23 protein-coding genes are annotated in these 25,470 nt (G+C 70.3%); 10 read left to right on the forward strand and 13 right to left on the reverse strand.

The genetic code is table 11. The features are described from left to right. Positions 1-139 precede the first annotated feature (139 nt). From AC07GB_RS35760 to AC07GB_RS35780, 5 genes are all read right to left on the reverse strand, one after another. A complete protein-coding gene (locus tag AC07GB_RS35760; RefSeq protein ID WP_478852985.1) occupies positions 140-1,072 on the reverse strand; it encodes a carbohydrate ABC transporter permease in 933 nt (310 codons plus the stop codon). Between the two features lie 15 nt (positions 1,073-1,087). After that, entirely contained in the window at positions 1,088-2,017 is a 930-nt protein-coding gene (locus AC07GB_RS35765) for a carbohydrate ABC transporter permease (protein ID WP_478852987.1), read from the reverse strand. Between the two features lie 35 nt (positions 2,018-2,052). After that, the gene (gene ngcE / locus AC07GB_RS35770; protein ID WP_478852989.1) at positions 2,053-3,495 is read right to left on the reverse strand and encodes an N-acetylglucosamine/diacetylchitobiose ABC transporter substrate-binding protein; all 1,443 of its coding nucleotides are present in this window, start codon (positions 3,493-3,495) and stop codon (positions 2,053-2,055) included. A 382-nt stretch (positions 3,496-3,877) separates the two neighbouring features. Continuing rightward, positions 3,878-4,582: a response regulator transcription factor gene (locus AC07GB_RS35775; protein ID WP_478852991.1), complete on the reverse strand. Its 705-nt coding sequence runs from the start codon at positions 4,580-4,582 to the stop codon at positions 3,878-3,880. Continuing rightward, on the reverse strand, positions 4,579-5,811 hold the full coding sequence (locus AC07GB_RS35780; RefSeq protein ID WP_478852993.1) for a sensor histidine kinase: 1,233 nt from the start codon (positions 5,809-5,811) through the stop codon (positions 4,579-4,581). The genes AC07GB_RS35775 and AC07GB_RS35780 overlap by 4 nt, the downstream gene beginning before the upstream one ends. A gap of 333 nt (positions 5,812-6,144) precedes the next feature. Here AC07GB_RS35780 and AC07GB_RS35785 point away from each other — a divergent pair, with 333 nt between their 5' ends. The 3 genes from AC07GB_RS35785 (at position 6,145) to AC07GB_RS35795 (ending at position 12,779) form a co-directional block, all read left to right on the forward strand. Further along, the gene (locus tag AC07GB_RS35785; RefSeq protein WP_478852995.1) at positions 6,145-7,533 is read left to right on the forward strand and encodes an alpha/beta hydrolase; all 1,389 of its coding nucleotides are present in this window, start codon (positions 6,145-6,147) and stop codon (positions 7,531-7,533) included. Between the two features lie 62 nt (positions 7,534-7,595). Next, a complete protein-coding gene (locus AC07GB_RS35790; RefSeq protein WP_478852997.1) occupies positions 7,596-8,774 on the forward strand; it encodes a serine hydrolase domain-containing protein in 1,179 nt (392 codons plus the stop codon). 147 nt (positions 8,775-8,921) lie between these two features. Next, positions 8,922-12,779: a GH92 family glycosyl hydrolase gene (locus tag AC07GB_RS35795; protein WP_478852999.1), complete on the forward strand. Its 3,858-nt coding sequence runs from the start codon at positions 8,922-8,924 to the stop codon at positions 12,777-12,779. On the opposite strand, the gene AC07GB_RS35800 is transcribed toward AC07GB_RS35795, so the two are convergent. Next, a complete protein-coding gene (locus tag AC07GB_RS35800; RefSeq protein WP_478853001.1) occupies positions 12,733-13,179 on the reverse strand; it encodes an ATP-binding protein in 447 nt (148 codons plus the stop codon). The genes AC07GB_RS35795 and AC07GB_RS35800 overlap by 47 nt on opposite strands. A 111-nt stretch (positions 13,180-13,290) precedes the next feature. On the opposite strand from AC07GB_RS35800, the gene AC07GB_RS35805 reads away from it, so the two are divergent. After that, positions 13,291-14,118 carry a helix-turn-helix domain-containing protein gene (locus AC07GB_RS35805; protein WP_478853003.1) on the forward strand — a complete coding sequence of 276 codons (828 nt, stop codon included), beginning with the start codon at positions 13,291-13,293 and terminating at the stop codon, positions 14,116-14,118. Next, complete coding sequence (locus AC07GB_RS35810) at positions 14,115-14,306, forward strand: DUF397 domain-containing protein (RefSeq protein WP_478853005.1); 192 nt, start codon at positions 14,115-14,117, stop codon at positions 14,304-14,306. Before AC07GB_RS35805 ends, AC07GB_RS35810 begins: the two co-directional genes overlap by 4 nt. A gap of 36 nt (positions 14,307-14,342) precedes the next feature. On the opposite strand, the gene AC07GB_RS35815 is transcribed toward AC07GB_RS35810, so the two are convergent. Beyond that, on the reverse strand, positions 14,343-14,804 hold the full coding sequence (locus AC07GB_RS35815) for an Lrp/AsnC family transcriptional regulator (protein WP_478853007.1): 462 nt from the start codon (positions 14,802-14,804) through the stop codon (positions 14,343-14,345). 88 nt (positions 14,805-14,892) lie between these two features. Between AC07GB_RS35815 and AC07GB_RS35820 the strand changes: the two genes are divergently transcribed. Both AC07GB_RS35820 and AC07GB_RS35825 read left to right on the forward strand, forming a co-directional pair. Next, complete coding sequence (locus AC07GB_RS35820) at positions 14,893-15,858, forward strand: SMP-30/gluconolactonase/LRE family protein (RefSeq protein WP_478853009.1); 966 nt, start codon at positions 14,893-14,895, stop codon at positions 15,856-15,858. Positions 15,859-15,964: 106 nt separating this feature from the next. Beyond that, the gene (locus AC07GB_RS35825; RefSeq protein WP_478853011.1) at positions 15,965-16,357 is read left to right on the forward strand and encodes a VOC family protein; all 393 of its coding nucleotides are present in this window, start codon (positions 15,965-15,967) and stop codon (positions 16,355-16,357) included. A 155-nt stretch (positions 16,358-16,512) separates the two neighbouring features. Here AC07GB_RS35825 and AC07GB_RS35830 read toward each other — a convergent pair whose 3' ends face one another. Genes AC07GB_RS35830 through AC07GB_RS35840 form a run of 3 tightly spaced genes read right to left on the reverse strand, consistent with a single transcriptional unit; the run spans position 16,513 to position 17,062 of the window. Next, positions 16,513-16,695, reverse strand: a complete 183-nt coding sequence (locus AC07GB_RS35830; RefSeq protein WP_478853013.1) for a hypothetical protein — start codon at positions 16,693-16,695, stop codon at positions 16,513-16,515. 31 nt (positions 16,696-16,726) lie between these two features. After that, entirely contained in the window at positions 16,727-16,867 is a 141-nt protein-coding gene (locus AC07GB_RS35835) for a hypothetical protein (RefSeq protein WP_478853015.1), read from the reverse strand. Between the two features lie 18 nt (positions 16,868-16,885). Continuing rightward, positions 16,886-17,062: a hypothetical protein gene (locus AC07GB_RS35840; protein ID WP_478853017.1), complete on the reverse strand. Its 177-nt coding sequence runs from the start codon at positions 17,060-17,062 to the stop codon at positions 16,886-16,888. Positions 17,063-17,178: 116 nt separating this feature from the next. On the opposite strand from AC07GB_RS35840, the gene AC07GB_RS35845 reads away from it, so the two are divergent. Continuing rightward, the gene (locus AC07GB_RS35845; RefSeq protein WP_478853019.1) at positions 17,179-17,418 is read left to right on the forward strand and encodes a hypothetical protein; all 240 of its coding nucleotides are present in this window, start codon (positions 17,179-17,181) and stop codon (positions 17,416-17,418) included. A 67-nt stretch (positions 17,419-17,485) separates the two neighbouring features. On the opposite strand, the gene acnA is transcribed toward AC07GB_RS35845, so the two are convergent. Then, positions 17,486-20,200 (reverse strand): aconitate hydratase AcnA, encoded by a 2,715-nt coding sequence (gene acnA / locus AC07GB_RS35850; protein ID WP_478853021.1) that lies wholly within the window; start codon positions 20,198-20,200, stop codon positions 17,486-17,488. A 506-nt stretch (positions 20,201-20,706) separates the two neighbouring features. Here acnA and AC07GB_RS35855 point away from each other — a divergent pair. Then, on the forward strand, positions 20,707-22,236 hold the full coding sequence (locus AC07GB_RS35855) for a helix-turn-helix domain-containing protein (RefSeq protein WP_478853023.1): 1,530 nt from the start codon (positions 20,707-20,709) through the stop codon (positions 22,234-22,236). A 69-nt stretch (positions 22,237-22,305) separates the two neighbouring features. Continuing rightward, the gene (locus AC07GB_RS35860) at positions 22,306-23,751 is read left to right on the forward strand and encodes a hypothetical protein (protein WP_478853025.1); all 1,446 of its coding nucleotides are present in this window, start codon (positions 22,306-22,308) and stop codon (positions 23,749-23,751) included. A 19-nt stretch (positions 23,752-23,770) separates the two neighbouring features. Here the strand turns inward: AC07GB_RS35860 and AC07GB_RS35865 are convergent, their stop codons facing one another. Both AC07GB_RS35865 and AC07GB_RS35870 read right to left on the reverse strand, forming a co-directional pair. Then, positions 23,771-24,169 (reverse strand): RidA family protein, encoded by a 399-nt coding sequence (locus AC07GB_RS35865; protein ID WP_478853027.1) that lies wholly within the window; start codon positions 24,167-24,169, stop codon positions 23,771-23,773. After that, positions 24,166-25,401 (reverse strand): acyl-CoA dehydrogenase family protein, encoded by a 1,236-nt coding sequence (locus tag AC07GB_RS35870; protein WP_478853029.1) that lies wholly within the window; start codon positions 25,399-25,401, stop codon positions 24,166-24,168. Before AC07GB_RS35870 ends, AC07GB_RS35865 begins: the two co-directional genes overlap by 4 nt. Positions 25,402-25,470: the final 69 nt, after the last annotated feature.

The following is a 25,470-nucleotide window of genomic DNA, read 5'->3' on the forward strand; positions in this document are numbered from 1 at the left end:
GGTGACCCCCCGATCCCCGGCAGGGGGGCTGCAAGCCCCCCCCCCCCCGCCCCCCGCCCCCCCCCCCCCCCCCCCCCCCCCCCCCCCCGCGGAGGGCTCCGTCTTCACTTGATGGGTTGACGCCTCGGGGGCGCCGGGCTCACTTGAGGGTGGCCACCGTGAGGCCCGACTGGACCTGCCGCTGGAAGGACATGTAGACGACGAGCACCGGGATCATGGAGATCGTCATGCCCGCGTACAGGGCGGGCAGGTCGGTCTCGTAGTTCCCCTGGTTCATCAGGCTCACCAGACCCTGGGCGAGCATCGAGCGGTCCTCGTCGCCGCCGCTCTGCTTCTGCATGAGGGTGAGCGGCAGGATGTACTGGTTCCACTGGCCGAGCACGTTGAAGATCCCGACGCTGATCAGGCCCGGCTTCGCCATCGGCACCATGATCTGGAAGAAGACCCGGGTGTGCGAGGCCCCGTCGATCACCGCCGCCTCGTGCACGGCCGTGGGCAGCGTCCGGAAGAACGAGTACAGGTAGAAGACGGTGAAGGGCAGCGAGTACGCCACGTACACGAGGATCAGCCCTTGGTACGTGTTCAGCATGCCCAGGCGGTCGACCATGAAGTACAGCGGGACGAGCGCGAGGAACACCGGGAACATCGATCCGGCCACGAAGAAGTAGTACAGGAACCGGTTGCCGAAGAACTCGTAGCGGGCCAGGACGTAGGCCGCCATGGCGCCGAGCAGCATCGTGAGCGGGACCGAGAAGATCATCACGATGAGGGTGTTGAGCAGATAGTCGCCCACGCCCTTCTCCCAGCCGCGCTGGAAGGCGTCGAACGTCCACTCGGTGGGCCAGGTCCAGGCGCTGGACTTGATCTGCGAGTCGGTCTTGAAGTTGCCGAGCAGGATCCAGAAGAGCGGCAGGACGATCATGATCGCCCACAGGACCAGGAAGCCGTGCGAGAAGGCGTTGAGGGTCTTGCCCTCCATCCCGTCGCGGCGGCCGGGGCCGCCGCGTCCGCCGCCGCGCTGACCGGGCACGTCGATCTTGGTGACGGGGGGTTGTGTCGCGGGAGCCGTCATGTCGCTCGCGCCTCCCTAGTACTCGATGCGCTCGCGGCGGCTGAGCCGCAGCGTGACGATGGACACGATCAGGGTGAGCAGCAGCATCACGACGCCCATGGAGCAGGCGTAACCGCTCTTGCTGTACGTCTGGAAGTTGCGCATCAGGTACGTCGAGATGACCTCGCTGCCGTGGTCGGGGCCACCGCCGAAGTCCTGGGACGTGAGCGTGGAGATCAGCAGGAACGCGTCCATGGACAGGATCGCGAGGAACACCCAGGCCGTCTGGATGGTCTCCCAGAGCAGCGGGAGCGTCACCCGGAAGAAGGTCTGGATCCGCCCGGCGCCGTCGAGGAGCGCGGCCTCGTAGATGTCCCGCGGGATGGACTGCATGGCGGCGGAGAAGAGGACCATGTAGAAGCCGGCCCCGGCCCAGATCATCACGAAGACGATGCACCACAGGACCAGGTCGGGGTCGTTCAGCCACTCCGTCGGGTGGTTCTTGTCGCCGAGCCCGACGGCCTGGAGGCTGCCGTTGATCAGGCCCGAGTCGTCACCGCGGTACACCGCCTTGAAGAGGATGGCGAGGATCGCGACGGACAGGACCTGCGGGAAGAAGAAGATGATCCGGTAGAAGCCGGAGCCCTTCACGCCCGAGACACCGCCCGCGCCGCCCCGCCCGCCGACGTTCACCATGAAGGCGAAGAACAGCGAGAGCAGGATGGTCAGGGTCGGTACGAAGACCAGGAGCAGGGCGTTGTGCCGGAGCGCCTTCAGGAAGACGTCGTCCTCGGCCAGGTCCTTGTAATTGTCGAACCCGACGAAACTGAACTTCTGGGAGGCGCCGCTCCAGTCGGTGAACGAATAGCTGATGGTCTGGATGTAGGGCCAGATCACCAGCAGCAGGTAGAGACCGACGGGAAGGACGAGGAATCCCACGATGAACGGGTACTTTTTCCGATGCATGACACCCTGCTCCTGGCTCGCCTGAAACCCCGTGGCTACTTCCTCTTGTTCTTGTCCGTGCCCTTGGCGCGTTCCTTGTCGACCGCTTTCTGGCAGCGCTCCAGCCATTTCTTCGGGGTGAGGCGCTTGGCCATCAGTTCACCGGTGGCGTTCTGGATCTCGACGTCCAGTTCGCCGTACCACTCCGAGTAGCGGAAGTTGAAGCGCTCCGGGACCGGACAGTTGTCGACGGCCGCGAGGGCGGTCTTGATGCCGGGGCGCAGCTGGACGCTCTTGTCGACGTACTCCGGGCCGAGCACGGAGAGCGAACTGGCCTTCTTGGCGAAGTCGGTCGCGCCTTCCTTCGACAGCATCCGGCGCAGGAATTCCAGGCCGCCGGGGACGTTCTTGGCCTTGGACGGCACGATGAAGGGCTCGTCGGCGCCGACGCGCACGGCGTGCAGCTTCATCTTGGAGTCGGCGAGCAGCGGCAGCGGCAGGAACGTCATCTCGAAGTCCTCGGGCGTCTGCTTGGCCTGCTCGTTCTCCAGCCAGGACCCGGACGGGATGAAGACCGCCTTGTACTCGTTCCACTTGGTCTGGGCCTCGGTGTGCTCCAGGGAGTTGGTGCCCGGCATGAGCAGGCCCTTCTCCACGATCTCGTAGACCGCCTCGATGGCGCGCTCGGCGGCGTCGTTGCCGACGAACGCCTTGGGGTCGAGGTTGTCGATCGCCTTCACGGCGTCCATGCCGCCGGTCTTGGCGATCAGGTCCATGATCACGATGTTCATGTAGTACGGGTACTTGCCCTGGTGGGCGAGGCCGCCGATGCCCTTGGACTTGGCGTCCTTCATGATGTCGAGGAGCTGGTCCCAGGTCTTGGGCACCTCCCAACCGTGCTTCTTGAAGAGCTTGTTGGAGTACCACAGGCCCCAGGCCGCGTAGACGTAGAACAGCGCGTGGAACTTCCCGCCGAACGTGCCCTGTTCGATGGTGCCGGGCAGCATGATGTCGCGGATCTTCTTGCTCGGGTCGTCGATGGACGGGGCGTCGAGCAGCTGGGTGAGGTCGGTCAGCTGGCCGTCCTTGTACAGCGTGTCGAGCTTCATCTTCTTCGACCCGGAGTCGTCGACGACGTCTGGCGGGTTGCCCTTGTTGAAGCGGGGCTGGAGCTTTCCGGTGACGTCCTGCTCGCCGCTGTGGGAGACCTCGCCGCCGTACTTCTTCTCGAAGGACGCCTCCCAGGCCTTGGCGTACTCGTCGCCGTAGCCGCCCTTGAAGATGAAGACGTCCAGGTCGTTGTCCTTGGCGACGCCGAAGGGGTTGTCCTTGGTCTTCTTGACCGTCTTGGCCTTCTCGTCGTCATCGCCGCCGCCGGAGGCGCAGGCGGACAGGAAGCTCATCGTGGGTACGGTGATGATGCCGAGGGCCGCGCCGCGCTTGATCAGGTCGCGGCGGCCGACGCCGGACATACCGGGCTTTCCAGAGGTGGATCCCATGCTCAAGTCCTCGCTCTCTTCCAGGACTCAGGCGGTGAACCGGATCCTCCCCGGCACCGCGGAGTAGTGAAGCTGGGGTCGTGCGATGGTGCGGGATGTGTCCGGCGGCCCTCGGAAGGGCGAACCACGGCTTGCCGAACGGGCCGTGCGGACGCGCACAGGTATAGTCCACTCGCCACGGAGCAAGCAAGATCGAATGCAGCTTTGGGCAGCCACCTTTTCCGAGTTGAGACCTCTTTATGGCGGGCCTGCCACCGAATAGTACGGACCAATTCGGAAAGTCCAATTCCCGCCTGCCGCTTGTGCCTTGACCGCGGGCGGGCCGGGGTGGGCGGGGCGACCGCGGGCGCTGCCTCGGCCGCCTCGCCGCCGCGCCGGGCAGTCAGCCGGTGAAGCCCGGTACCACCAGGCCCGATTCGTACGCGATCACCACGGCGTGGGTCCTGTTCTGCGCGCCGAGCTTGGTCAGGACGTTGCCGACGTGGGACTTGGCCGTCTCCAGGCTCACCGTGAGCGACTCGGCGATCTCCGGGTTGGACAGGCCGGTGGCCATCAGGCGCAGCACCTCCTCCTCCCGGCCCGTCAGGGCCGCGTGCGGCAGCGCGTCGGCGGAGCCCAGCGGGCGGGCGGTGACCATCCGGCGCAGCGCCGAGGGGAAGAGGATCGCCTCCCCCGCCGCCACCACGCGCACCGCCTCCGCGATCTGCGGCACCGGAAGGCGTTTGAGCACGAAGCCGCTGGCCCCGGCGCTGAGCGCGGCGGTGACGTAGTCGTCGTTCTCGAAGGTGGTGATCACCACGACCTTCGGGGGCGCGGCCGTTTCGGCGAGCAGCTGCCGGGTGGCCTCGATCCCGTTGCGCCGCGGCATCCGCACGTCCATCAGCACCACGTCGGGACGCAGCGCCCGCGCCTGCTCGACGGCCTCGACACCGTCGGCGGCCTCCCCGACCACCACGATCCCCGGCTGCGCGGCGAGCAGCAAGCGCAGCCCGCTGCGGGTCACGGCGTCGTCGTCGGCGACGAGGAGGGTGACCTGGGTGGCGCCGGGGCTCGCCGGCGCCTGCGCCCCCGCGGCGGACGCGGTCATGCCGGGAGCCGTGCGGGGAGGCGGGCCGTGAGGCGCCAGTGGTGGGAGCCGGCCGCGGCGGACTCGATCTCGCCGTGCAGCAGGCGGACGCGCTCGGCGAGGCCGGGCAGGCCGTGGCCGGAGGTCGGGAAGGTGCCGTGGCCGGTGCCGACGCGGTTGACCACGGTGAGTTCGAGGGCCTCCCGCGTGGCCGCCACGCGGACCTGGATCGGGCCGCCCGCCCCGTGCCGCAGCGCGTTGGTCAGGCCTTCTTGCAGGATCCTGTACGCGGCCCGGGACAGCGTCCCGTGCACCTGCGCCAGATCGCCGGAGAGGTCGGGCTCCACCACCGCGCCCGCGTGCCGCAGCCGGTCGAGGAGGGCGGGCAGGTCGGCCAGGGTGCGGGTCGGCGCCGTCTGCGACTCCTGCTCGCGCAGCACGCCGAGTACGTAGTCCAGGTCCTGGAGGGCGGACCGGGCCGAGTCCTCGATGCTGCGCAGGGCGGCCCGTGCCGCGACCGGGTCGGCGGCGAGCACCTCGCCCGCCACGGCCGCCTGGATCGTGGTCGCCGTGAGCGTGTGCCCGATGGAGTCGTGCAGTTCGTGGGCCAGGCGGTTGCGCTCGGCGAGGGCCCGCTCCCGCTCGGCCGCGAGCGCGAGCCGCTCGGCCGACGAGGGCCCGAGGAGCCGGGGCGCGAGCCACCGCAGGGCGCCCGTCACCAGGGCGCACACGACCGCCGCGAGGAGCAGGGAGCCGAGCCCCACCGCCCAGCTCGCCCAGCCCTCCTCGGGCCGCGCCGACCAGCCGAACAGGCTCAGCTCCGCCTCGGCGCCGAGCCGGCCCCCCGGCAGGCTCACGCCCAGGACGAGCAGCAGCCCGCCCACGAGCGCCCCCGCCCAGCCGAGCGCCACGTGGAGCAGCAGCCAGAGCGGGGGCCGCAGCCGGTCGGCGCCGAACGGCGCGGCGGCGTCCCGCGCGGCCACCGGGTCAGGGAGCGGCACCCGCAGCAGGCGGCGGGCCGCCGCGATCAGCACCCGCCGCGTGGGGCGGGCGAGGCCCACCGCGCCCAGCAGCGCCGCCCAGACGACCAGCGTCAGCGCGACCTGTACGCCATAGGGCGCGGATGGCCACACCAACGCCGAAAGCATGGCGAACGGCAGCAGCGGAAGGCTCGCCAGAGCGCCGAGAACGGCGAGAAGCGTGCCCTGATACGTGGAGCCGCGCAGCAGCGGCCGGATTCCCCTCAACATGGTCCGGCCAGTATCACCCGAGGGCCCGTCGGAAAGCCTCCCTCGATCGGGGGAGGACCTTTTCCCGCTTTCCCGCGATGTGCGGCCGCGCCCCCGAAAGCCAGGATCTTGCCCCGAGCGGTCGACCGTACGGCGGCTGCTGAAACGGTTGAACTTGCAGGGGACATCATGGTGCGCAGTACGCGAAGAGCGGCTCTTCTGGCGGCCGGTATCGCGGCGGCTTTCCTTTCCGCGCTTCCTCACGCGACGGCGTTTTCCGCTTCCGGAACCGCCGCGCCCCGGAACCCGCTGCGTGCGTACACACAGCAGAAGCTCCACTGGCAGCGCTGCGACATGGAGAGCCCGGCCGCCCTCCAGTGCGCGACCCTCAAGGTGCCGCTGGATTACCGCGCCCCCGGCGGCGAAAAGACCACCGTCGCGATTTCCCGCCTGAAGGCGGAAAGCGCGGCGGACCGCCGGGGCGTTCTGCTGCTCAACCCCGGCGGCCCCGGCGGGCCCGGCCTCCATCTGCCGGCCGACCCGGCGATACGCATCTCCGACGCCGTACGCGAACGCTACGACCTCATCGGATTCGACCCGCGGGGCATCGGGCGCAGCTCCCCCGTCGGCTGCGGTCTGACACGCGGCGAACAGGAGATGGAGCACCCGTACGCGGCGCGGAGCTTCGCGAAGGACGTGCGTTGGGCCCGTACGGTGGCCGCCAAGTGCCGGGCCGCGCGAGGCGCCGGACTGCGGCACCTCACCACCCGCAACACCGCTCGCGACATGGACGTCCTCCGTGCCGTGCTGGGCGAGAAGAAGATCTCGTATCTGGGGTTCTCCTACGGCACCTACCTCGGCGCCGTGTACACGCAGATGTTCCCCCGGCGCGTCGACCGCTTCGTGCTGGACAGCGCGGCCGACCCGGCGCGGTACGGGCGCGGCATGTTCCAGGCGATGGCGGAGGGGGCCGAGCCCGCCTTCACGCGCTGGAGCGGGTGGGCCGCCCGGCGGCACACGGCCTACGGACTCGGCACCACTCCGGCCGAGGTCCGCGAGACCTTCTGGGACCTGGTCGCGCGGGCCGACCGCACGCCCCTCACCGTCGACGGGCAGCCCCTCACCGGTGACGGCATCCGCGCTCGGCGCACCGAGTTCTTCCACGTACGGAAGGCCTCCGCGTGGGTCGCCGCGCTGAAGAAGGCGGCCGGGGCCGGGAAGGGGACCGAGACCGGGAAGCGGACCGAGACCGGAAAGGCGACCGAGACCGGGAAGCGGACCGAGGCCGTAAAGGCGACCCCGCCGGCCCAGGCCCCCCTCCCCGCCGACAACGACACCGCCGCCGCCTGGTCCGTCCTCTGCGCCGACACCCGCGCGTCGTGGCCGACCGACCCGGAGCGGTACCGCCGCGACGCGGTCCGCGACAAGGCCCGGTACCCGCTGTCCGGCGACTTCGCCTCCGGCATCAAGCCGTGCGCCTTCTGGAAACCCGGCAGCGAGCCCGCGACCGAGGTGGACAACGCGACCCCCGCGCTGATCGTGCAGAACGCGTGGGACCCCAGCACTCCCCTGGCCGGTGCCCGGGCCATGCACCGGGCCCTGCGCGGCTCCCGGATGGTCACCGTCGCCGGAGGAGAGGGCCACATCGTCAACGGCACCAACTCCTGCGCGGACGACGCCGCCACGCGCTACCTGACCACGGGCCGGCTCCCTGCCAGGGACCTGACCTGCCCGACCGACTAGTACCAGCCGACAAGTACCAGCCGACCAGTACCCACTTCCCCACCCCCTTGAGGAGTTGACTCATGCGCACGCAGGCATGGCAGAGGTCCCGTCCGTCCGAGCGGCGGCGCCGCGTCCGGCGCTCGCTCGTGCCGTCCGTGTCCGTGGCGGCCGCCGCGGTCATGGCCCTCGGAGCCCTCGCCCCCTCGGCGACGGCCTCCCCCGCCGCGCCGGACCCCGTCCAGAAGGGGCTGAACGCCCTGGTGGGGGACGGCGTTCCGCCGGGTGCCCTGGCCACCGTGACGGACCGCGAGGGCCGCACCCGTACGTACACCGCGGGCGTCGGTGACATCGCCACCGGCGCGAAGGTGCCCCGGGACGGGCAGGTGCGGATCGGCAGCAACACCAAGACGTTCACCGCGACGGTCGTGCTCCAGCTGGTCGGCGAGAGGAAGGTCCGGCTGAGCGACAAGGTCGACGACCATCTGCCCGGCCTCCTGCGCGGCGACGGCATCGACGGGCGGAAGATCACCATCCGCCAGCTCCTCCAGCACCGCAGCGGCCTGCCCAGTTACGTCGACTACCTCGACGACGACATCCACCCCTACGAACCCCGCGAACTTCTGGACCGCGCCCTGAAGCACGAGGCCCATTTCAAGCCCGGCGAGAAGTGGGAGTACAACAACACGAACTACCTGGTCCTCGGCCTCCTCGTGGAGAAGGTCACCCACCACTCGATCGCCCACGAGATCGACCGGCGCGTCATCAAGCGCATCGGCCTGCGCCACACCTACTTCCCCGCCCACGGCGACGCGACCATCCGGGAGCGCCACCCTCAGGGCTACTACCAGTCCGCGCCGGGCGCGCCCCTGGCCGACGCCACGGAGTGGGACCCGTCCTGGGCCTGGGCGGCGGGGCAGATGGTGTCCACGAACTCCGACCTCAACCGGTTCTTCACCGCGCTCCTGGACGGGCGCCTGCTGAAGAAGCCCCAGCTCAAGCAGATGCAGAAGACCGTCCCTGCCGAGAAGCCCTTCCCCAAGGGGGCCGGTTACGGCCTGGGCCTGGTGAAGACGCCCCTGTCGTGCGGCGGCGTCCACTGGGGCCACGGCGGCAGCATGACGGGCTACGAGACCCGCGGCGGAGTCGTCCTGAAGCACGGCGAGCCGGTCCGCTCCGTCAACGTCGCCGTGACCACGCAGCCGGGCCAGGCGGTCAGGGACGGCATGGACAAGGTCGTGGACGAGGCCCTCTGCCGCTGACGGGGCGGCCCGGGAGGCGCCCCCGCCCCCAGGGGGCGCCTCCCGGCGCGGACAACACCCTTGACACCACTCGCCACTTGCCGCCCTACTGGTCCTTGCGCAGCCACGTGACAACGTTGTCCGGATGGGCAGGGAGGGAGTCAGGGGATGGGGTACAGACGTCGGGGACGCAGACCGGGCGGGGGGCTCCTTGTCGGGGTCACGGCCCTGACCGTGGTCGCCGCCTCGCAGGGCGCGGCCGTGGCGGGGCCCGAGCGGACGCCGCGCGCGGAACGGGAGTTCAGCTCCTCGTTCGAGGCGGGCCAGCCCGCGCCGGACTGGGTGAACACCGTCGAGACGGGCCCGGACGGCAAGAAGCGCGCCGCCGGGGTGAACGGCGGCTTCACCTCCGGGATACCCGGCGGCGTCAACGACCGGGTCGTGGGTGTCAGGGCCAGCGGTGAGCACAGCGGCTCCGGCGAGGTGAAGGAGAACCTCGTCGACGGCGAGAAGTCCACGAAGTGGCTCACGTTCGCCAAGTCCGGCTGGGTGGAGTTCACGCTCGACTCCCCCGCCAAGGTGGTGCGGTACGCGCTGACGTCCGCGAACGACCACGCGCAGCGCGACCCGAAGAGCTGGACGCTCCAGGGCTCGACGGACGGCCGGGACTGGAAGGACCTCGACAAGCGCGAGGGCGAGACCTTCGGCGAGCGGTTCCTGACCAAGACGTACGACTTCGCGAACGACACCGCGTACACGCACTTCCGGCTCGACATCTCCGCCAACAACGGCGGGGGCGAGATCCAGCTCGCCGACCTCCAGCTGTCCGTCGGCGGCTCGGCGGACCCCGTGCCGCCCGAGGAGATGCGGAGCGCGGTCGACCGGGGCCCCGCCGGGTCGCCGACGGCGAAGGCGTGGGCGGGCTTCACCGGCAAGCAGGCCCTGCGCTACGCGGGCACGCACACCGCCGACGGGCGTGGTTACTCGTACAACAAGGTCTTCGACGTGGACGTGAAGGTGGGCCGGGACACCGAGCTGGGGTACCGGGTCTTCCCGTCGATGGACGACGAGGAGTACAAGAAGGCGCCGTACGACGCCACGAACGTCTCCGTGGACCTGGCCTTCACCGACGGCACGTATCTGAGCGACCTGAAGGCCACCGACCAGCACGGCTTCCCGCTCACGCCGCGCGGGCAGGGCGACGCGAAGATCCTGTACGTCAACCAGTGGAACGACGTGGCGTCGCGGATCGGCGAGGTGGCCGCGGGCAGGACCGTGGACCGGATCCTCGTCGCGTACGACTCCCCGAAGGGCCCGGTGAAGTTCCGCGGCTGGGTGGACGACATATCCCTGGCCGAGAAAGCGCCGCCGAAGCCCAAGGCTCATCCTTCGGACTACGCCTCCACCACGCGCGGCACCAACTCCAGCGGCGGCTTCTCCCGCGGCAACACCTTCCCCGCGACGGCCGTGCCGCACGGTTTCAACTTCTGGACGCCGGTGACCAACGCGGGCAGCATCGACTGGCTGTACGACTACGCGCGGCGCAACAACGACGAAAACCTGCCCACGCTCCAGGCGTTCGGCGCGAGCCATGAGCCGAGCCCGTGGATGGGCGACCGGCAGACGTTCCAGATCATGCCGTCCGTCGCGAAGGACACCCCGGACGCGTCCCGCACCGGGCGCGCCCTGCCGTTCAAGCACGAGAACGAGACGGCACGCCCGCACTACTACGGCGTGACCTTCGAGAACGGCCTGAAGGCCGAGATGACGCCGACGGACCACGCGGCGATGTTCAAGTTCACCTATCCCGGTGACGACGCGAGCGTGATCTTCGACAACATCGAGAAGACGGGTGACACCAAGCACGCCGTCGGCCTGACCCTCGACAAGGAGAAGGGCATCGTCAGCGGCTACTCCGACGTGAAGTCGGGCCTGTCGGCGGGCGCGACCCGCATGTTCGTGTACGGCACCTTCGACCGCCCCGTCACCGGCGGCGGCAAGCTGGAGGGCGGCGGCACCACGGATGCCACCGGCTACTTCCGCTTCTCGCCGGGCGAGGGCCGCGAGGTCTCGCTGCGCCTGGCCACCTCTCTGATCAGCGTCGACCAGGCGAAGGCGAACCTGGACGCGGAGATCCCGGCGGGCACGTCCTTCGCGAAGGTCAAGGACAGGGCCCAGAAGCAGTGGGACGACATCCTCGGCAGGGTCGAGGTGGAGGGCGCGAGCGAGGGCCGGCGGACGTCGCTCTATTCCAGCCTGTACCGGCTCTACCTGTACCCCAACTCCGGCTTCGAGAAGGTCGGCAAGAAGTACAAGTACGCCTCGCCGTTCACCAAGCAGCCGAACCCGGACACCCCCACCCACACCGGCGCCAAGATCGTCGAGGGCAAGCCGTACGTCAACAACGGCTTCTGGGACACCTATCGCACGACTTGGCCCGCGTACTCCCTCCTCACTCCCAAGAAGGCGGGTGAACTGGTCGACGGCTTCGTGCAGCATTACAAGGACGGCGGCTGGACCTCGCGCTGGTCCTCGCCGGGCTACGCGGACCTGATGACCGGCACGTCGTCGGACGTGGCGTTCGCCGACGCGTACGTGAAGGGCGTCAAGGGCTTCGACGCGAAGGCGGCGTACGACGCGGCCGTGAAGAACGCGACGGTCGCGCCCGACAAGCCGGGCTACGGCCGCAAGGGCATGGCCACCTCGCCGTTCCTCGGCTACACCCCGTCCGAGACGCACGAGGGCCTCTCCTGGGCCCTCGAGGGCTACCTCAACGACTACGGCATCGCGAAGATGGGCCAGGCCCTCTACAAGAAGACGGGCGACAAGCGCTACAAGGAGGAGTCTTCCTACTTCCTCAACCGCGCGCGTGACTACGTGAAGCTCTTCGACTCCAAGGCCGGGTTCTTCCAGGGCAAGGACAAGAAGGGCGCCTGGCGCGTCCCGTCGGAGAAGTTCGACCCGCGCGTGTGGGGCCACGACTACACGGAGACCAACGCCTGGGGCTACGCCTTCACCGCCCCGCAGGACTCGCGCGGGCTCGCGAACCTGTACGGCGGGCGCAAGGGCCTGGCGAAGAAGCTCGACACGTACTTCGTGACGCCCGAGACGGCGTCCCCCGAGTTCATCGGCTCCTACCCGGGCGTCATCCACGAGATGACGGAGGCCCGTGACGTGCGCATGGGCATGTACGGGCACTCCAACCAGGTCGCGCACCACGCCGCGTACATGTACGACGCGGCCGGGCAGCCCTGGAAGACCCAGGAGAAGGTCCGCGAGGTCCTGTCCCGTCTCTACACCGGCAGCGAGATCGGGCAGGGCTACCACGGCGACGAGGACAACGGCGAGCAGTCCGCCTGGTACCTGTTCTCCTCGCTGGGCTTCTACCCGCTGGTCATGGGCAGTGGCGAGTACGCGATCGGCTCCCCGCAGTTCAAGAAGATGACCGTGCGTCTCGACAACGGCGGCACGCTCGTCGTGAAGGCCCCCAAGAACAGCGCGAAGAACGTGTACGTGCAGGGGCTCAAGGTCAACGGCAAGAAGTGGAACTCCACCGCCCTGCCGCACAGCGCGATCGCCCGGGGCGGGGTCCTCGAATTCGACATGGGCCCCAAGCCGTCCGCCTGGGGCTCCGGCAAGGGCGCCCAGCCGGTGTCCGTCACGGACGACGACAAGGTTCCCTCGCCGCGCGAGGACGCGACCAGGGCCGGGGGCGAGCTGTTCGACAACTCCTCGTCGACGTACGCCGAGGCGGCCTCCGTGGTGGTGCCGGTCTCCTCCCGCACCAAGGCGGTGCAGTACACCCTCACCTCGGCTGACGCCGCGAAGGCTCCGCGCGGGTGGGTGCTCCAGGGCTCGCCCGACGGGGAGAAGTGGAAGACCGTCGACAAGCGGGCCGGCCAGACCTTCGCCTGGGACCGGCAGACCCGTCCCTTCACGGTGGCCCGCCCCGGCTCCTACGTGAAGTACCGCCTGGTCTTCACCGGGGGCCGGGCCGGCCTCTCGGAGGTGGAGCTGCTGCGCTGACGCCTGCGGCGAACTCGGCCCACACGACCTTGCCGGGGTGACGCTCCGCGACCCCCCACGCGTCGGCCAGGGCCGCCACCAGGAGCAGGCCACGCCCCGACTCGCCGGTGCCCCCTTCACCGCCGAGCCGGGGCGTGCCGCCGCCGCTGTCATGTACCTCGATGCGCACGGTGCCGCCGACGCGGAGCAGCCGCAGCTTGAACCCGCGGCCCGGCGGGGCGCCGTGGACGAGGGCGTTCGTCGTCAACTCGCCTGCGCAGAGGGCGATGTCGTCCGCCCGATCCTCGATGTCCCAGGCGGCGAGCACGGCGCGTGTGTACGCCCGGGCCGCGGGGATCGACTGCCGCTCGCGCCGGTAGAGGCGTTCACGCAGGGGCGTGGGGGGAGCTTCCGCATTCACGTGACGAGAGTCACAGGTTCCACCGCTCGGTGTGCAGTACGCGAACTCGTACAGATCAGTTGTACGGGCTGGACGTGTGAACACAGCCGCCCTCGCGGGGAGTTAGAGCACATGAGCAGACCGAAGCGACGACCGCGGAAGAACGCCTCAGCCAGGAAGATGGTGGGCGCGCTGCTCGCCCTCCATCGAGCACGTGCCGGGTACACCCAGAAGTCCCTGGCCGAGCACTTCGCCCTCAGCGAGGACCAGATCGCCTCCATCGAGCAGGGCCGACGGCTCCTGAAGCCGGACCTGGCGATCCGGCTCGACGAACTGCTGGGCACGCACCGGACGTTCGAGACCGCCGTGGAGCACATGCCGGAGGTCGACCTGCTTCCCCGGTACGCCGAAGAGTTCATGGACCAGGAGCAAGAGGCAGTCGTGATCGAGTGGCTGGAGACCATGCTGGTGCCCGGCCTGCTCCAGACGGAGGGGTACGCGCGCGAGCTGTTCCGCAACCGCATTCCGCCGTTCGACGAGAAGAGGATCGAGGAACTCGTCGCCCAACGGCTGGCGCGCCAGGGCCTCCTCCGGCGCAAGCACCCGCCGATCGTCAGCTTCGTGGTGGCGGAGGCGGCGCTGCACACCCGCCTGGGCGGGAAGAGGGTGCAGGCCGAGCAGCTGCGCCACTTGCGCGAGTGCTCCGAACTGCCGGGCCTCACCTTGCAGGTGCTGCCCTTGCGCCATGCCTCCACCGCCGCACTCACGGGCCCGTTCATCGTGCTGGAGACCCCCGAACACCAGCGGCTCGTCTACACGGAGACCCATCGTGGCAGCCACCTGATCGTTGAACCGGACTCGGTGGCGGTCCTCGTACAGAAGTATGGAAAGCTGCGCGCGGAAGCCCTCAACGTCGAGCACACCAGGGACCTGTTGGAGCAGTTGCTAGGAGAGCTATGAGCGAGAGCGTCACGCTTGAGTGGTTCAAGTCCAGCTACAGCGACGAGGACGGGCAAGCCTGCCTCGAAGTCGCCGCCCGCCCCGCCGCCATCCACGTCCGCGACTCCAAGGACCCCGGCCGGGGCCACCTCAGCGTCACCCCGGCCACCTGGGCCGCCTTCCTGGCGCTGCCCCAGGGCCGCCCCTGAGGTGTGGTACCACCTCTATCCGTCCACAGCCATGCTCTACGAGCAGAGCCCGCCGGGGCCCGCGTGCGGCGACACCGGCCGCTCGAAGAAGGTCTCCAGGACCACCGTGGCCTGCGTCCCGCTGACGCCGTCGATCGCGTAGATCCGGCGCAGCACGTCCTGCAACTGCTCCGTCGTCGCCGTCCTGACCTTCACCAGGACCGAGGCGCTGCCCGCGATGACGTGGGCCTCCAGGACCTCGGGGAGCGCGGCGAAGGCGTCCGCCGACTCGCCCATCCACGACGTCGATTCGACCATCACGTACGCGAGGACGCCGCTGCCCACCGCCGCCGGGTCGACCTCCACCGCGGTGCGGCGGATGACGCCGCGCTCCCGCAGCTTCCGCACGCGCTCGTGCGCGGCGCCCGCGGAGAGCCCCACGGCCTCGCCCAGGGCGGCGTACGGGCGGGTGGCGTCCTCCTGGAGCTGCGCCAGCAGGGCCCGGTCTATGTGATCCACGACTCTCCATTCGGCAGGTTCTTGTCCTCACCATATCTCGTACTGCAATCTTCGCACTGAGCCAGATGACATTCGGAGGGATGGGCCCATGGCAGGCACGACGAAGGAACGGCCCGCGCTGTACGAGATGCTCGACGAACGGTTCCGTACCGGGCGGTGCATGAACGGCGACGACGGCTTGGAGGTCCTGTTCACCGGCTGCCGCTGGGCCGAGGGGCCGCTGTACGTACCCGCTTGGCGGCAGGTGGTCTGGAGCGACATCCCCAACGACCGGATGCTGCGCTGGGACGAGGAGACCGGTGCCGTGGGCGTCTTCCGGCGGGCCGCCGGGTACCCCAACGGCCACACCCTGGACCGCGAGGGCCGCCTCATCAGCTGCGAGCAGGGCAACCGCCGGGTGACGCGGACCGAGCACGACGGCACGGTCACCGTCCTCGCCGACCGCTGGCAGGGCAAGCGCCTCAACAGCCCGAACGACGCGGCGGTGAAGTCGGACGGCTCGATCTGGTTCTCCGACCCGGACTTCGGCATCACCAGTGACTACGAGGGCTTCCGCGCGGACAGCGAGATCGGCGGCAACCACGTGTACCGGATCGACCCGGGGACGGGCGAAGTGCGCCTGGTCGCCGACTCCTTGGAGGCGCCGAACGGCCTCGTCTTCTCCGCCGACGAGCGGCGCCTCTTCGTCTCCGACACCCGGGGCGGCCGCATCCGCGTCTTCGACGTACGCGACGACGGCACGCTCTCGGACGGCGAGGTCTTCGCCGAGGCGGGCGCGCGGGCGGGCGCCCGCTTCGACAACCTGCGCTTCGACGAAGACGGCCGGCTGTGGGCCGCGGCCATGGACGACGGGGTGCACTGCTACGACCCCGACGGCACGCTGATCGGCCGCCTCAAGGTGCCCGAGACCGTCTCCAACATCGCCTGGGGCGGCGCCAAGCGCAACCGCCTCTTCATCACCGCGCAGACCAGCCTGTACTCGGTGGTCATGGGCGTCACCGGCACGCACCCGACGGGCCAGGGCCGCCGCCCCTGGCTCGACGCGGCGAACTGACGCTCGACAGGGTGCCGAGGGCCTGCCTAAGATCCCGCCAGCATCGCGTGCCGGTCACCGTCCGGGTGAGGCATGGAGGTGCGGGACATGCCCTCGGAGGCATTCCTTGTCAGTTCAGCTCAACCACACGATCGTCCACGCCCGGGACAACCGGGAGTCCGCCACCTTCTTCGCGGACCTGCTGGGGCTCGACATCACCAGCGAGTGGGGCCCGTTCATCGCGGTGACCCTCGCGAACGACGTCACCCTCGACTTCGCCACGATCCCCGCGGAACACATCACGCCGCAGCACTACGCGTTCCTGGTCTCGGAACCCGAATTCGACGCGGCCTACGAGAAGATCACGACCCGCGGCCTCGCCCACTGGGCCGACCCCCACCAGAAGCACCCCGGCGAGATCAACCGCAACGACGGCGGCAAGGGCGTCTACTTCCTGGACCCGTCGGGCCACGCGCTGGAACTGATCACGGTCCCGTACGGCGGCCGGCCGCAGCGCTAGCGCAGGCGAAGGGGGCACGCCCACCGCGCGCCTCCTTCGCCCTACCTCCCCTTGCATGCGTGCTCATCGGCGGCGCCCCTCTCTTCTTCTGGCGGTCTTGTCCGGGTGTTCCGGCCCCCGGTGGCGCAGCAGTACGGCACCGGCCGGGCGTCACTTCATCTCGTACGGCGGGACACCATCGCTACGGTGAGAGTCACACTTCCACCCAGCGCGAGAATTCCAGCCGCGAGCAGAACGAAGTTGCCGCCGCGCACACCGAGAATGACACCAAGGACCCCGAAGGCAGTGGTCACGGCCAGGAACAGCGTCAGCTCGCGCTGCGGCTTCGCGAACATCATCACTCCTGCGCGGCCCGCTCACACCTCCGCGCTACCTCCCCTTGCGCCTGCGCGATATCCCGTACGTGTAGAGCCCGAGCACGGTCATGATCACGAGAAGGACGACCAACAGCCAGGTCGGCAGCGAGCCTCCTCCGCCCTTGGCAACCGCTGCGGCCACATGTGTGCTCATCGGCGAAACCCTCCGTCACTAGCGGTGCTTGAACTGCTTGTAGCGGACTGCCGCCATCCCGGCTCCGGGCGCCAGGAGCAGGAGTGGCGCGGTCAGGGATGCTCCGAGCGGCCCCCCTGTGAAGTACGAGACGGCGAACCACACGAGGTAGAGGACCAGCAGGACGACGAGCAGGCGGAGCATCGCCTGACGCATACCTGGACGCTCAGAGATCTCATGCATCGTTGATCACCCTGTTCGTGTCCTGGTGGCCGCCCGCCAATCGGTAGGACTGGGGCCCGGGTTGCCATGGAGTTCTGGGTGCCCCCGGCTTGCGGGTTGAATCCCGTGTCCGTTGTCGCCCGAAGCAGGCGTGGCCCGCGCCCTTCGCGGTACCCCAGGAGCGGCCCGCGCCCGAGGTCCCCCTGGAGCACGTGACCGGCTTCGACGAACACGGCGCGCCGGTCCAGGAGAAGGGCCTCCTCGGGGCGCTCCCCGGCCTGTACTACGCCGGGCTCCCGGACGGGAACCTGCTGCGCCGCGGAGCGCCGGCGTCGCTCATCGCCGTGTGAGCACGCGCGAGGGCCGCACCCCCGGAAGCCTCCGGGGGTGCGGCCCTCGGCCGCGTGCCGTCGCCGCTTACTTGCGGATCAGGCTGCGCAGCACGTACTGCATGATGCCGCCGTTGCGGTAGTAGTCCGCCTCGCCGGGGGTGTCGATGCGGACGACCGCGTCGAACTCGACACCGGTGTCGGTGGTGACCTTCACCGTGCTCGGGGTCGTGCCCTCGTTCAGCTCCGTGACGCCCGTGATGGAGAAGGTCTCCTCACCGGTCAGGCCGAGCGAGTCGGCGGACTGGCCCGCCGGGAACTGGAGCGGAAGCACGCCCATGCCGATGAGGTTCGAGCGGTGGATGCGCTCGTACGACTCGGTGATGACGGCCTTGACGCCGAGGAGCGCGGTGCCCTTGGCCGCCCAGTCGCGGGACGAGCCGGAGCCGTACTCCTTGCCGCCCAGGATGACCAGCGGGGTGCCGGCGGCCTGGTAGTTCTGCGAGGCGTCGTAGATGAAGGAGACGGGGGCGCCGTCCTTCGTGAAGTCGCGGGTGTAGCCGCCCTCGGTGCCCGGCGCGATCTGGTTGCGCAGGCGGATGTTGGCGAACGTGCCGCGGATCATGACCTCGTGGTTGCCGCGGCGCGAGCCGTAGCTGTTGAAGTCGCGGCGGGCGACGCCGTGCTCCGTGAGGTACTGGCCGGCCGGGGTGTCGGCCTTGATGGCACCGGCCGGGGAGATGTGGTCGGTGGTGACCGAGTCGCCCAGCTTCGCCAGGACGCGGGCGCCCTCGATGTCGGAGACCGGGGTGGTCTCCATCGTCATGCCCTCGAAGTACGGGGGCTTGCGGACGTAGGTGGACTCGGTGTCCCACTCGAAGGTGTTGCCGGTGGGGATCGGCAGGGCCTGCCACTGGGCGTCGCCCGCGAAGACGTCCTGGTAGGACTTGTTGAACATGTCCTCGCCGATGGCGTTCGCCACGACGTCGTTGACCTCGGCCTCGGTCGGCCAGATGTCCTTGAGGAAGACCGGGTTGCCGTCCTGGTCGGCACCCAGGGCCTCAGTGGTGATGTCGATCTTCATCGAACCCGCGAGGGCGTACGCGACGACCAGCGGCGGGGACGCCAGGTAGTTCATCTTGACGTCGGGGTTGATGCGGCCCTCGAAGTTCCGGTTGCCGGAGAGGACCGACGTGACCGCGAGGTCGTGGTCGTTGACGGCCTTGGAGACCTCCTCGGGCAGCGGGCCCGAGTTGCCGATGCAGGTGGTGCAGCCGTAGCCGACGAGGTTGAAGCCGACCTTGTCCAGGTACGGGGTGAGGCCCGCCTTGTCGAAGTAGTCGGTGACGACCTTCGAGCCCGGGGCGAGGGTGGTCTTGACCCACGGCTTGCGGGTCAGGCCCTTCTCCACGGCCTTCTTCGCGACGAGCGCGGCGGCGACCATCACGTACGGGTTCGACGTGTTGGTGCAGGAGGTGATCGCGGCGACGGTGACGGCGCCGTGGTCCAGCTCGTAGGTCGAGCCGTCGGGGGCCGTGACCTGGACCGGGTTGGACGGCACGCCGTTGGTGACCGCCGGGGCGTCGGAGGCCGGGAAGGACTCCTGACCCGCCTCGTCGACCATGTCCACGTAGTTGCGGACGTCCTGCTTGAACTGCTCGGCGGCGTTCGCGAGGACGATGCGGTCCTGCGGGCGCTTCGGGCCGGCGATGGAGGGGACGACCGTGGAGAGGTCCAGCTCCAGCTTCTCGGAGAAGTCCGGCTCGGCGGCCGGGTCCAGCCACAGACCCTGCTCCTTGGCATACGCCTCGACGAGCGCGACCTGCTGCTCGGAGCGGCCGGTGAGCTTGAGGTAGTTCAGGGTCTCGCCGTCGATCGGGAAGATCGCGGCGGTGGAGCCGAACTCCGGCGACATGTTGCCGATGGTGGCGCGGTTGGCGAGCGAGGTGGCGGCGACGCCCTCGCCGTAGAACTCGACGAACTTGCCGACGACACCGTGCTTGCGCAGCATCTCGGTGATCGTGAGCACCAGGTCGGTGGCGGTCGTGCCCGGCTTCAGCTCGCCGGTCAGCTTGAAGCCGACGACGCGCGGGATCAGCATGGAGACCGGCTGGCCGAGCATCGCGGCCTCGGCCTCGATGCCGCCGACGCCCCAGCCGAGGACGCCCAGGCCGTTGACCATCGTGGTGTGCGAGTCGGTGCCGACGAGGGTGTCGGGGTAGGCCTGGCCGTTGCGGACCATGACCGTGCGCGCCAGGTGCTCGATGTTCACCTGGTGGACGATGCCGGTGCCCGGCGGGACGACCTTGAAGTCGTCGAACGCGGTCTGGCCCCAGCGCAGGAACTGGTAGCGCTCCTTGTTGCGGCCGTACTCCAGCTCCACGTTCTGCGAGAACGCGTCGTGGGTGCCGAACTTGTCGGCGATGACGGAGTGGTCGATGACCAGCTCGGCCGGGGAGAGCGGGTTGACCTTCGCCGGGTCGCCGCCGAGGGCCTTCACGGCCTCACGCATCGTGGCGAGGTCCACGACGCAGGGAACGCCGGTGAAGTCCTGCATGATCACGCGGGCCGGCGTGAACTGGATCTCCTGGCTGGGCTGGGCCTGCGAGTCCCAGCCGCCGAGGGCACGGATGTGGTCGGCGGTGATGTTGGCGCCGTCCTCCGTGCGGAGCAGGTTCTCCAGCAGGACCTTGAGGCTGTACGGCAGGCGGGCCGAGCCCTCCACCTTGTCCAGCCGGAAGATCTCGTACGACTCGTCGCCCACCTGCAGCGTGCTGCGGGCGTCGAAGCTGTTCGCCGACACGACAGTCTCCTTCATATATGTGCGCGTTCCACCGCATCCTGCCGTCACGCTTCCTGGCCGATCCGCTAAGGTAAGGCTAAGTTAGGTAACCCTTACCACCGGACCGGCGATGCGTACGGCTGCGGTGCGCCTCGGCAGATATCTCGATGTCGAGATAACTCTAATACATCAGCCGCGCAAACGCTGGCCCCGGGGCCTTGGGCGGGCTTCGCGCTGCGCGCTCGTCCTCGAACGCCGGACGGGCTTGATTCGCTTCCGCCCGGCGACTCGCGCGCGCCCGGGCGTACGCGCCCCCGGGCTCGCCCCACGTCGATGCTGCGCCAAGTGGCCGAGTTCCCCCTCGTCGACGTGCAACACGCCCGCCGGGCGGGCACAGTGATGCACGGCACCTGCCTGCTGCTCAACGGCCGTACGGCGGTTCGCGTCTGACGGGCCGGAACCGGTCACTCCCCCAATGGCCTACCCCAGCGCGTACCTCATCTCATATCTGAGATAGCCTCTGGCGCATGGCAGACGACTACCTCGTACGCATCGGCAAGCTCATCCGTGACGCCCGGCAGCACCGTGGCTGGACACAGTCGCAGCTCGCCGAGGCGCTCAACACGAGCCAGAGCGCCGTGAACCGCATCGAGCGCGGCAACCAGAACATCAGCCTTGAGATGATCGCCCGCATCGGCGAGGCGCTGGACAGTGAAATCGTCTCGCTGGGGTACTCGGGTCCGATGCACCTGCGAGTCGTCGGCGGCCGTCGTCTCTCCGGCTCCATCGACGTCAAGACCAGCAAGAACGCGTGCGTGGCCCTGCTGTGCGGCTCCCTGCTCAACAAGGGCCGCACGGTCCTGCGCCGCGTCGCCCGCATCGAGGAGGTCTACCGCCTCCTGGAGGTCCTCAACTCCATCGGCGTACGCACCCGCTGGATCAACGACGGCGTCGACCTGGAGATCGTGCCGCCCGCCAAGCTCGACATGGACGCCATCGACGCGGAGGCCGCGCGCCGCACCCGCTCGATCATCATGTTCCTCGGCCCGCTGCTGCACCGCCTGGACCGCTTCCGGCTTCCGTACGCGGGCGGTTGCGACCTCGGCACCCGCACGATCGAGCCACACATGATCGCGCTGCGGCGCTTCGGCCTGGACATCGCGGCGACCGAGGGGCTCTACCACGCCGACGTCGCCCGCGACGTCACGCCGGACCGCCCGATCGTCCTGACCGAGCGCGGCGACACGGTGACGGAGAACGCGCTGCTGGCCGCCGCCCGCTCCGCCGGGACCACCGTGATCCGCAACGCCTCCTCCAACTACATGGTCCAGGACCTGTGCTTCTTCCTGGAGGCGCTCGGCGTCAAGGTCGAGGGCATCGGCACCACGACCCTGACCGTGCACGGCGTGCCGGACATCGACGTGGACGTCGACTACTCCCCCTCCGAGGACCCGGTCGAGGCGATGAGCCTGCTGGCCGCCGCCGTGGTCACCGAGTCGCAGCTGACCATCCGCCGGGTGCCGATCGAGTTCATGGAGATCGAGCTGGCCGTCCTGGAGGAGATGGGCCTCGACCACGACCGCTCGGCGGAGTACGCGGCGGACAACGGCCGCACCCGCCTGGTGGACGTGACAGTGCGCCCCTCCAAGCTGGAGGCGCCCATCGACAAGATCCACCCCATGCCGTTCCCCGGCCTGAACATCGACAACGTCCCGTTCTTCGCGGTCATCGCGGCCGCGGCGCAGGGCAAGACCCTCATCCACGACTGGGTCTACGACAACCGCGCGATCTACCTCACCGACCTGAACCGCCTCGGCGGCCGTCTCCAGCTGCTCGACCCGCACCGGGTCCTCGTCGAGGGCCCCACCCGCTGGCGCGCCGCCGAGATGATGTGCCCGCCCGCGCTGCGCCCCGCCGTGGTCGTCCTGCTCGCGATGATGGCGGCCGAGGGCACGTCGGTCCTGCGCAACGTGTACGTGATCAACCGCGGCTACGAGGACCTGGCGGAGCGCCTGAACTCCGTCGGGGCGCAGATCGAGACGTTCCGGGACATCTAAGGACGTCCTGTCCTGCCGCTCGCACATCTGTGTGGAACCGGCGCGGGCCGCGGTGTGAGGGTGTCCCCCATGACTCCTCGCACCGCGGCCCGCGCCGTCTCCGTACTCGCCGCCCTCGCCCTGGTCGCGGGGTGCGGCGGCGGGTCCGACGGCTCGGGATCCGGCGGCTCCGGGCCTGACGGCTCCCGCGACGGCGGCGGCGCGCGGGCCGGGGCATCCCGGGCCCCGGACGTCGTCCCGGCCGAGAGCCGCGCGCCCGCGCCCGGCAAGGGCTCCGGCGACCCGGACGACATCAACGGCGACGGCCACCCCGACCTGCTGATGACGGTGCCGGTGGCCTGGCCCGCGAGCCACGGCGGGGTGCCGCAGATCGCCGTGGTCTTCGGCTCCCCGCGCGGGCTCGACCCGACGACGCGGACCCTGTACACCACCGAGGACCTTGGTGTGCCCGACCCCAGCCCGGTCGGGAACACCCCGCCGTACCCGGGGACGACCGCCGACCTGGACGACGACGGCTTCGCGGACTTCGTCACCCGTACCGGCGAGGAGGCTCCCGGAGGGAACCGCGTGGTCGAGTACGTCAACTGGGGCGGACCCCAAGGGCCCCGGCGCGGCGCGGCGCCGACCCGCCTGCGGCTTCCCGCGCCGGACGCGGCGGCCGGCTTCGGCGAGACGGTCCGGGGCGACTTCGACGGCGACGGCCGCCACGACCTGGCGGGCCTGCGCTCCGACGGGGCGGCCGTGGTGCTCCTGTTCGGCCCGTTCAGCCGCGCGGGCGTGCCCGCGCGCACCGAGCGGCGGACGCTGCCGCGGCCGGAGTTCACGTCGTACGGCGGCATCCGGGCCGACGACATCGCCCCCGCGGGCAAGGGCCGCGCCACCGGCCTGTTCGTGCACTACGGCAACGACGGCGAGCAGTCGGCGGGCCAGTACTACGCGGCCCGCCCCGGCGGCGGCCTCGCCGCCACCGGCCGCCCGGTGCGCAAGGGGAACGGCTACGCCTTCGGCGACTTCGACGGGGACGGCACCCGTGACCTCGCCGTCGGCGACGACGGGGGCCGCAACGACGAGCCCGACGCCGGGGTTGAGGACGACGACGTCGCCGGGAGCTACGCCGTCTACCCGGGCGGCGGCGGCCCCGCCCGCACGTACCGCACCGGCACCGGCGGCTCGTACACGGCCGTCGACCCCGACGGCGACGGCCGGGACGCGCTGCTGCTCGACGGCCTCGACGATCCCGTCCTCTACGAGGGTGACCGCCGGGTCGCACGCCTGGTCCGGAGGCCGCCCGCGCGGGTGGACGGCCAACGGATCCGCGCGGGGAGCGGGCAGTGGCGGGTGCACTTCGCCGCGGACTTCGACGGGGGCGGCGGGGACGAGGTGGTCCTGTCCTGGCAGTCGCCGAAGCTGTCCGCCGTGTACGGCGAGGTGCCGACCCACTGGTGGATCACGCGCGGCGTGGGCCCGAAGGACGCGGTGGCCTTCTCCTCCCGCAAGTTCGCCCCCGCGCGCTAGGGCCGCCCCGCCGGGGGGCTCAGGGCAGCACCGCGAAGCCGTCCAGTTCCACCAGGCACTCCTCGTCCCAGAGCCGCACCGCGCCGATCACCGCCATGGCGGGGTAGTCGCGGCCCGCCAACCGCTTCCAGATCGCGCCGAGTTCCCGGGCGTGCGCGCGGTAGTCGGCGACGTCGGTGGCGTAGACGGTGACGCGGGCGAGGTCCGCCGGGGTGCCGCCCGCGGCGTGCAGGGCGGTGAGCAGGTTGCCCAGGGCCTTCTCGAACTGCTCGGGCAGGGTGGTCCCGGTGACCTTGCCTTCGGTGTCCAGGGCCGTCTGCCCGGCGAGGAAGACGACGCGGCCGCCGCTCGCCACGACGGCGTGGCTGAAGCCGGTGGCCGGGGAGAGGCCCGCGGGGTTGAGGCGGTCGAGGCTCACGCGGTCTCCTTCGGGGAGGGGGCGGCGGCGTACAACTGCTTGGCGATGACGGACCGTTGGACCTCGCTCGCGCCTTCGTAGATGCGTGGGGCCCGCACCTCGCGGTAGAGGTGTTCGAGCAGGTGGCCGTGTTGGAGGGCGCGGGCGCCGTGCAGCTGGACGGCCGCGTCGACGACATACTGCGCCGTCTCCGTGGCGAAGAGCTTCGCCATGGCCGCGCGGCCCGCGATGCCCGGCTCCTCGCGGTCGTACGCCGCGGCGGTCGCGTACACCAGGAGGCGGGCGGCCTCCGTGCGCGTGGCCATCTCCGCGACCTGGTGGGAGACCGCCTGGAGGTCCTTCAGCTTGCCGCCGAAGGCGTCCCGCTCCGCGGTGTGCGCGAGCGTCGCGTCGAGCGCGGCCTGGGCCATGCCGACCGCGAAGGCGCCGACGCTCGGGCGGAAGCGGTTGAGGGTCGTCATGGCGACGCCGAAGCCGCGGTCGACCTCGCCGAGCAGGTCGTCCCTGGTCACGCGGACGCCGTCGAAGGTGAGGGTGCCGATGGGGTGCGGGGAGAGCATCGCGAGCGGGCTGCCGCTCAGGCCCGGGCGGTCGGCGGGCACCAGGAAGGCGGTCACGCCGCGGGCGCCCGCGCCCGGGGTCGTACGGGCGAAGACGGTGTAGAAGTCGGCGTCGGGCGCGTTCGAGATCCAGGACTTCTCGCCGGTCAGGCGCCAGGCGCGGGCCGCGCCCGGCTCGGGCCCCGCGCCCGGCTCGGGCTCCGCGCGCAGCGCGAGGGCCGCGGCGTCGGAGCCGGCGCCCGGCTCGGACAGGGCGAAGGCCGCGACGGCGCGGCCCTCGCGCACGGCCGGGAGCCAGCGCTCCCGCTGGGCCGCCGAGCCGTGGGCGTGCACGGGGTGGGCGCCCAGGCCCTGGAGGGCGTAGGCGGTCTCGGCCTCCGTGCAGCCGCGGGCGAGCGACTCCCGGGTCAGGCACAGGTCGAGGGCGCCGAGGGTGAACAGGCCTTCGTACAGGCGGTGTTCGCCGATGGCCGCCAGGAGCGGGCGGTTCACGCGCCCCGGCTCGCCCTTCTCGGCGAGGGGGCGCAGACGGGTCTCCGCCAGCTCCAGGAGCCGGTCACGCCGAGCGGCCTGGTCCGGCTGGAGGGAGAATTGCAAGGCCCCCGAAAAGTGCGGGGACTGCGTGAACTGCGTGAACGTCGAGGGCGTCGACGCGTTCGACGAGTCGGTCATCCCGGGCCTCCCCTGGCCCGGGGCGCGGTGCCGCGCCCCGGAGTGTTATCGCGCAGTGTTGACTGCCGT

The sequence above is a fragment of the Streptomyces sp. NPDC045778 genome (assembly GCF_056431945.1).

Bases quoted from the DNA above. Each gene is read 5' to 3' on its own strand.
- AC07GB_RS35805 (WP_478853003.1), top strand. From the start codon at position 13,291: ATGAGCAGACCGAAGCGACGACCGCGGAAGAACGCCTCAGCCAGGAAG.
- AC07GB_RS35785 (WP_478852995.1), top strand. From the start codon at position 6,145: ATGGAGAGCCCGGCCGCCCTCCAGTGCGCGACCCTCAAGGTGCCGCTG.
- AC07GB_RS35795 (WP_478852999.1), top strand. From the start codon at position 8,922: ATGGGGTACAGACGTCGGGGACGCAGACCGGGCGGGGGGCTCCTTGTC.
- AC07GB_RS35760 (WP_478852985.1), bottom strand. From the start codon at position 1,072: ATGACGGCTCCCGCGACACAACCCCCCGTCACCAAGATCGACGTGCCC.
- AC07GB_RS35820 (WP_478853009.1), top strand. From the start codon at position 14,893: ATGGCAGGCACGACGAAGGAACGGCCCGCGCTGTACGAGATGCTCGAC.
- AC07GB_RS35840 (WP_478853017.1), bottom strand. From the start codon at position 17,062: ATGCGTCAGGCGATGCTCCGCCTGCTCGTCGTCCTGCTGGTCCTCTAC.
- AC07GB_RS35855 (WP_478853023.1), top strand. From the start codon at position 20,707: ATGGCAGACGACTACCTCGTACGCATCGGCAAGCTCATCCGTGACGCC.
- AC07GB_RS35870 (WP_478853029.1), bottom strand. From the start codon at position 25,401: ATGACCGACTCGTCGAACGCGTCGACGCCCTCGACGTTCACGCAGTTC.
- AC07GB_RS35860 (WP_478853025.1), top strand. From the start codon at position 22,306: ATGACTCCTCGCACCGCGGCCCGCGCCGTCTCCGTACTCGCCGCCCTC.
- AC07GB_RS35790 (WP_478852997.1), top strand. From the start codon at position 7,596: ATGCGCACGCAGGCATGGCAGAGGTCCCGTCCGTCCGAGCGGCGGCGC.
- AC07GB_RS35830 (WP_478853013.1), bottom strand. From the start codon at position 16,695: ATGATGTTCGCGAAGCCGCAGCGCGAGCTGACGCTGTTCCTGGCCGTG.
- AC07GB_RS35835 (WP_478853015.1), bottom strand. From the start codon at position 16,867: ATGAGCACACATGTGGCCGCAGCGGTTGCCAAGGGCGGAGGAGGCTCG.
- ngcE (WP_478852989.1), bottom strand. From the start codon at position 3,495: ATGGGATCCACCTCTGGAAAGCCCGGTATGTCCGGCGTCGGCCGCCGC.
- AC07GB_RS35780 (WP_478852993.1), bottom strand. From the start codon at position 5,811: ATGTTGAGGGGAATCCGGCCGCTGCTGCGCGGCTCCACGTATCAGGGC.
- AC07GB_RS35810 (WP_478853005.1), top strand. From the start codon at position 14,115: ATGAGCGAGAGCGTCACGCTTGAGTGGTTCAAGTCCAGCTACAGCGAC.
- AC07GB_RS35765 (WP_478852987.1), bottom strand. From the start codon at position 2,017: ATGCATCGGAAAAAGTACCCGTTCATCGTGGGATTCCTCGTCCTTCCC.
- AC07GB_RS35775 (WP_478852991.1), bottom strand. From the start codon at position 4,582: ATGACCGCGTCCGCCGCGGGGGCGCAGGCGCCGGCGAGCCCCGGCGCC.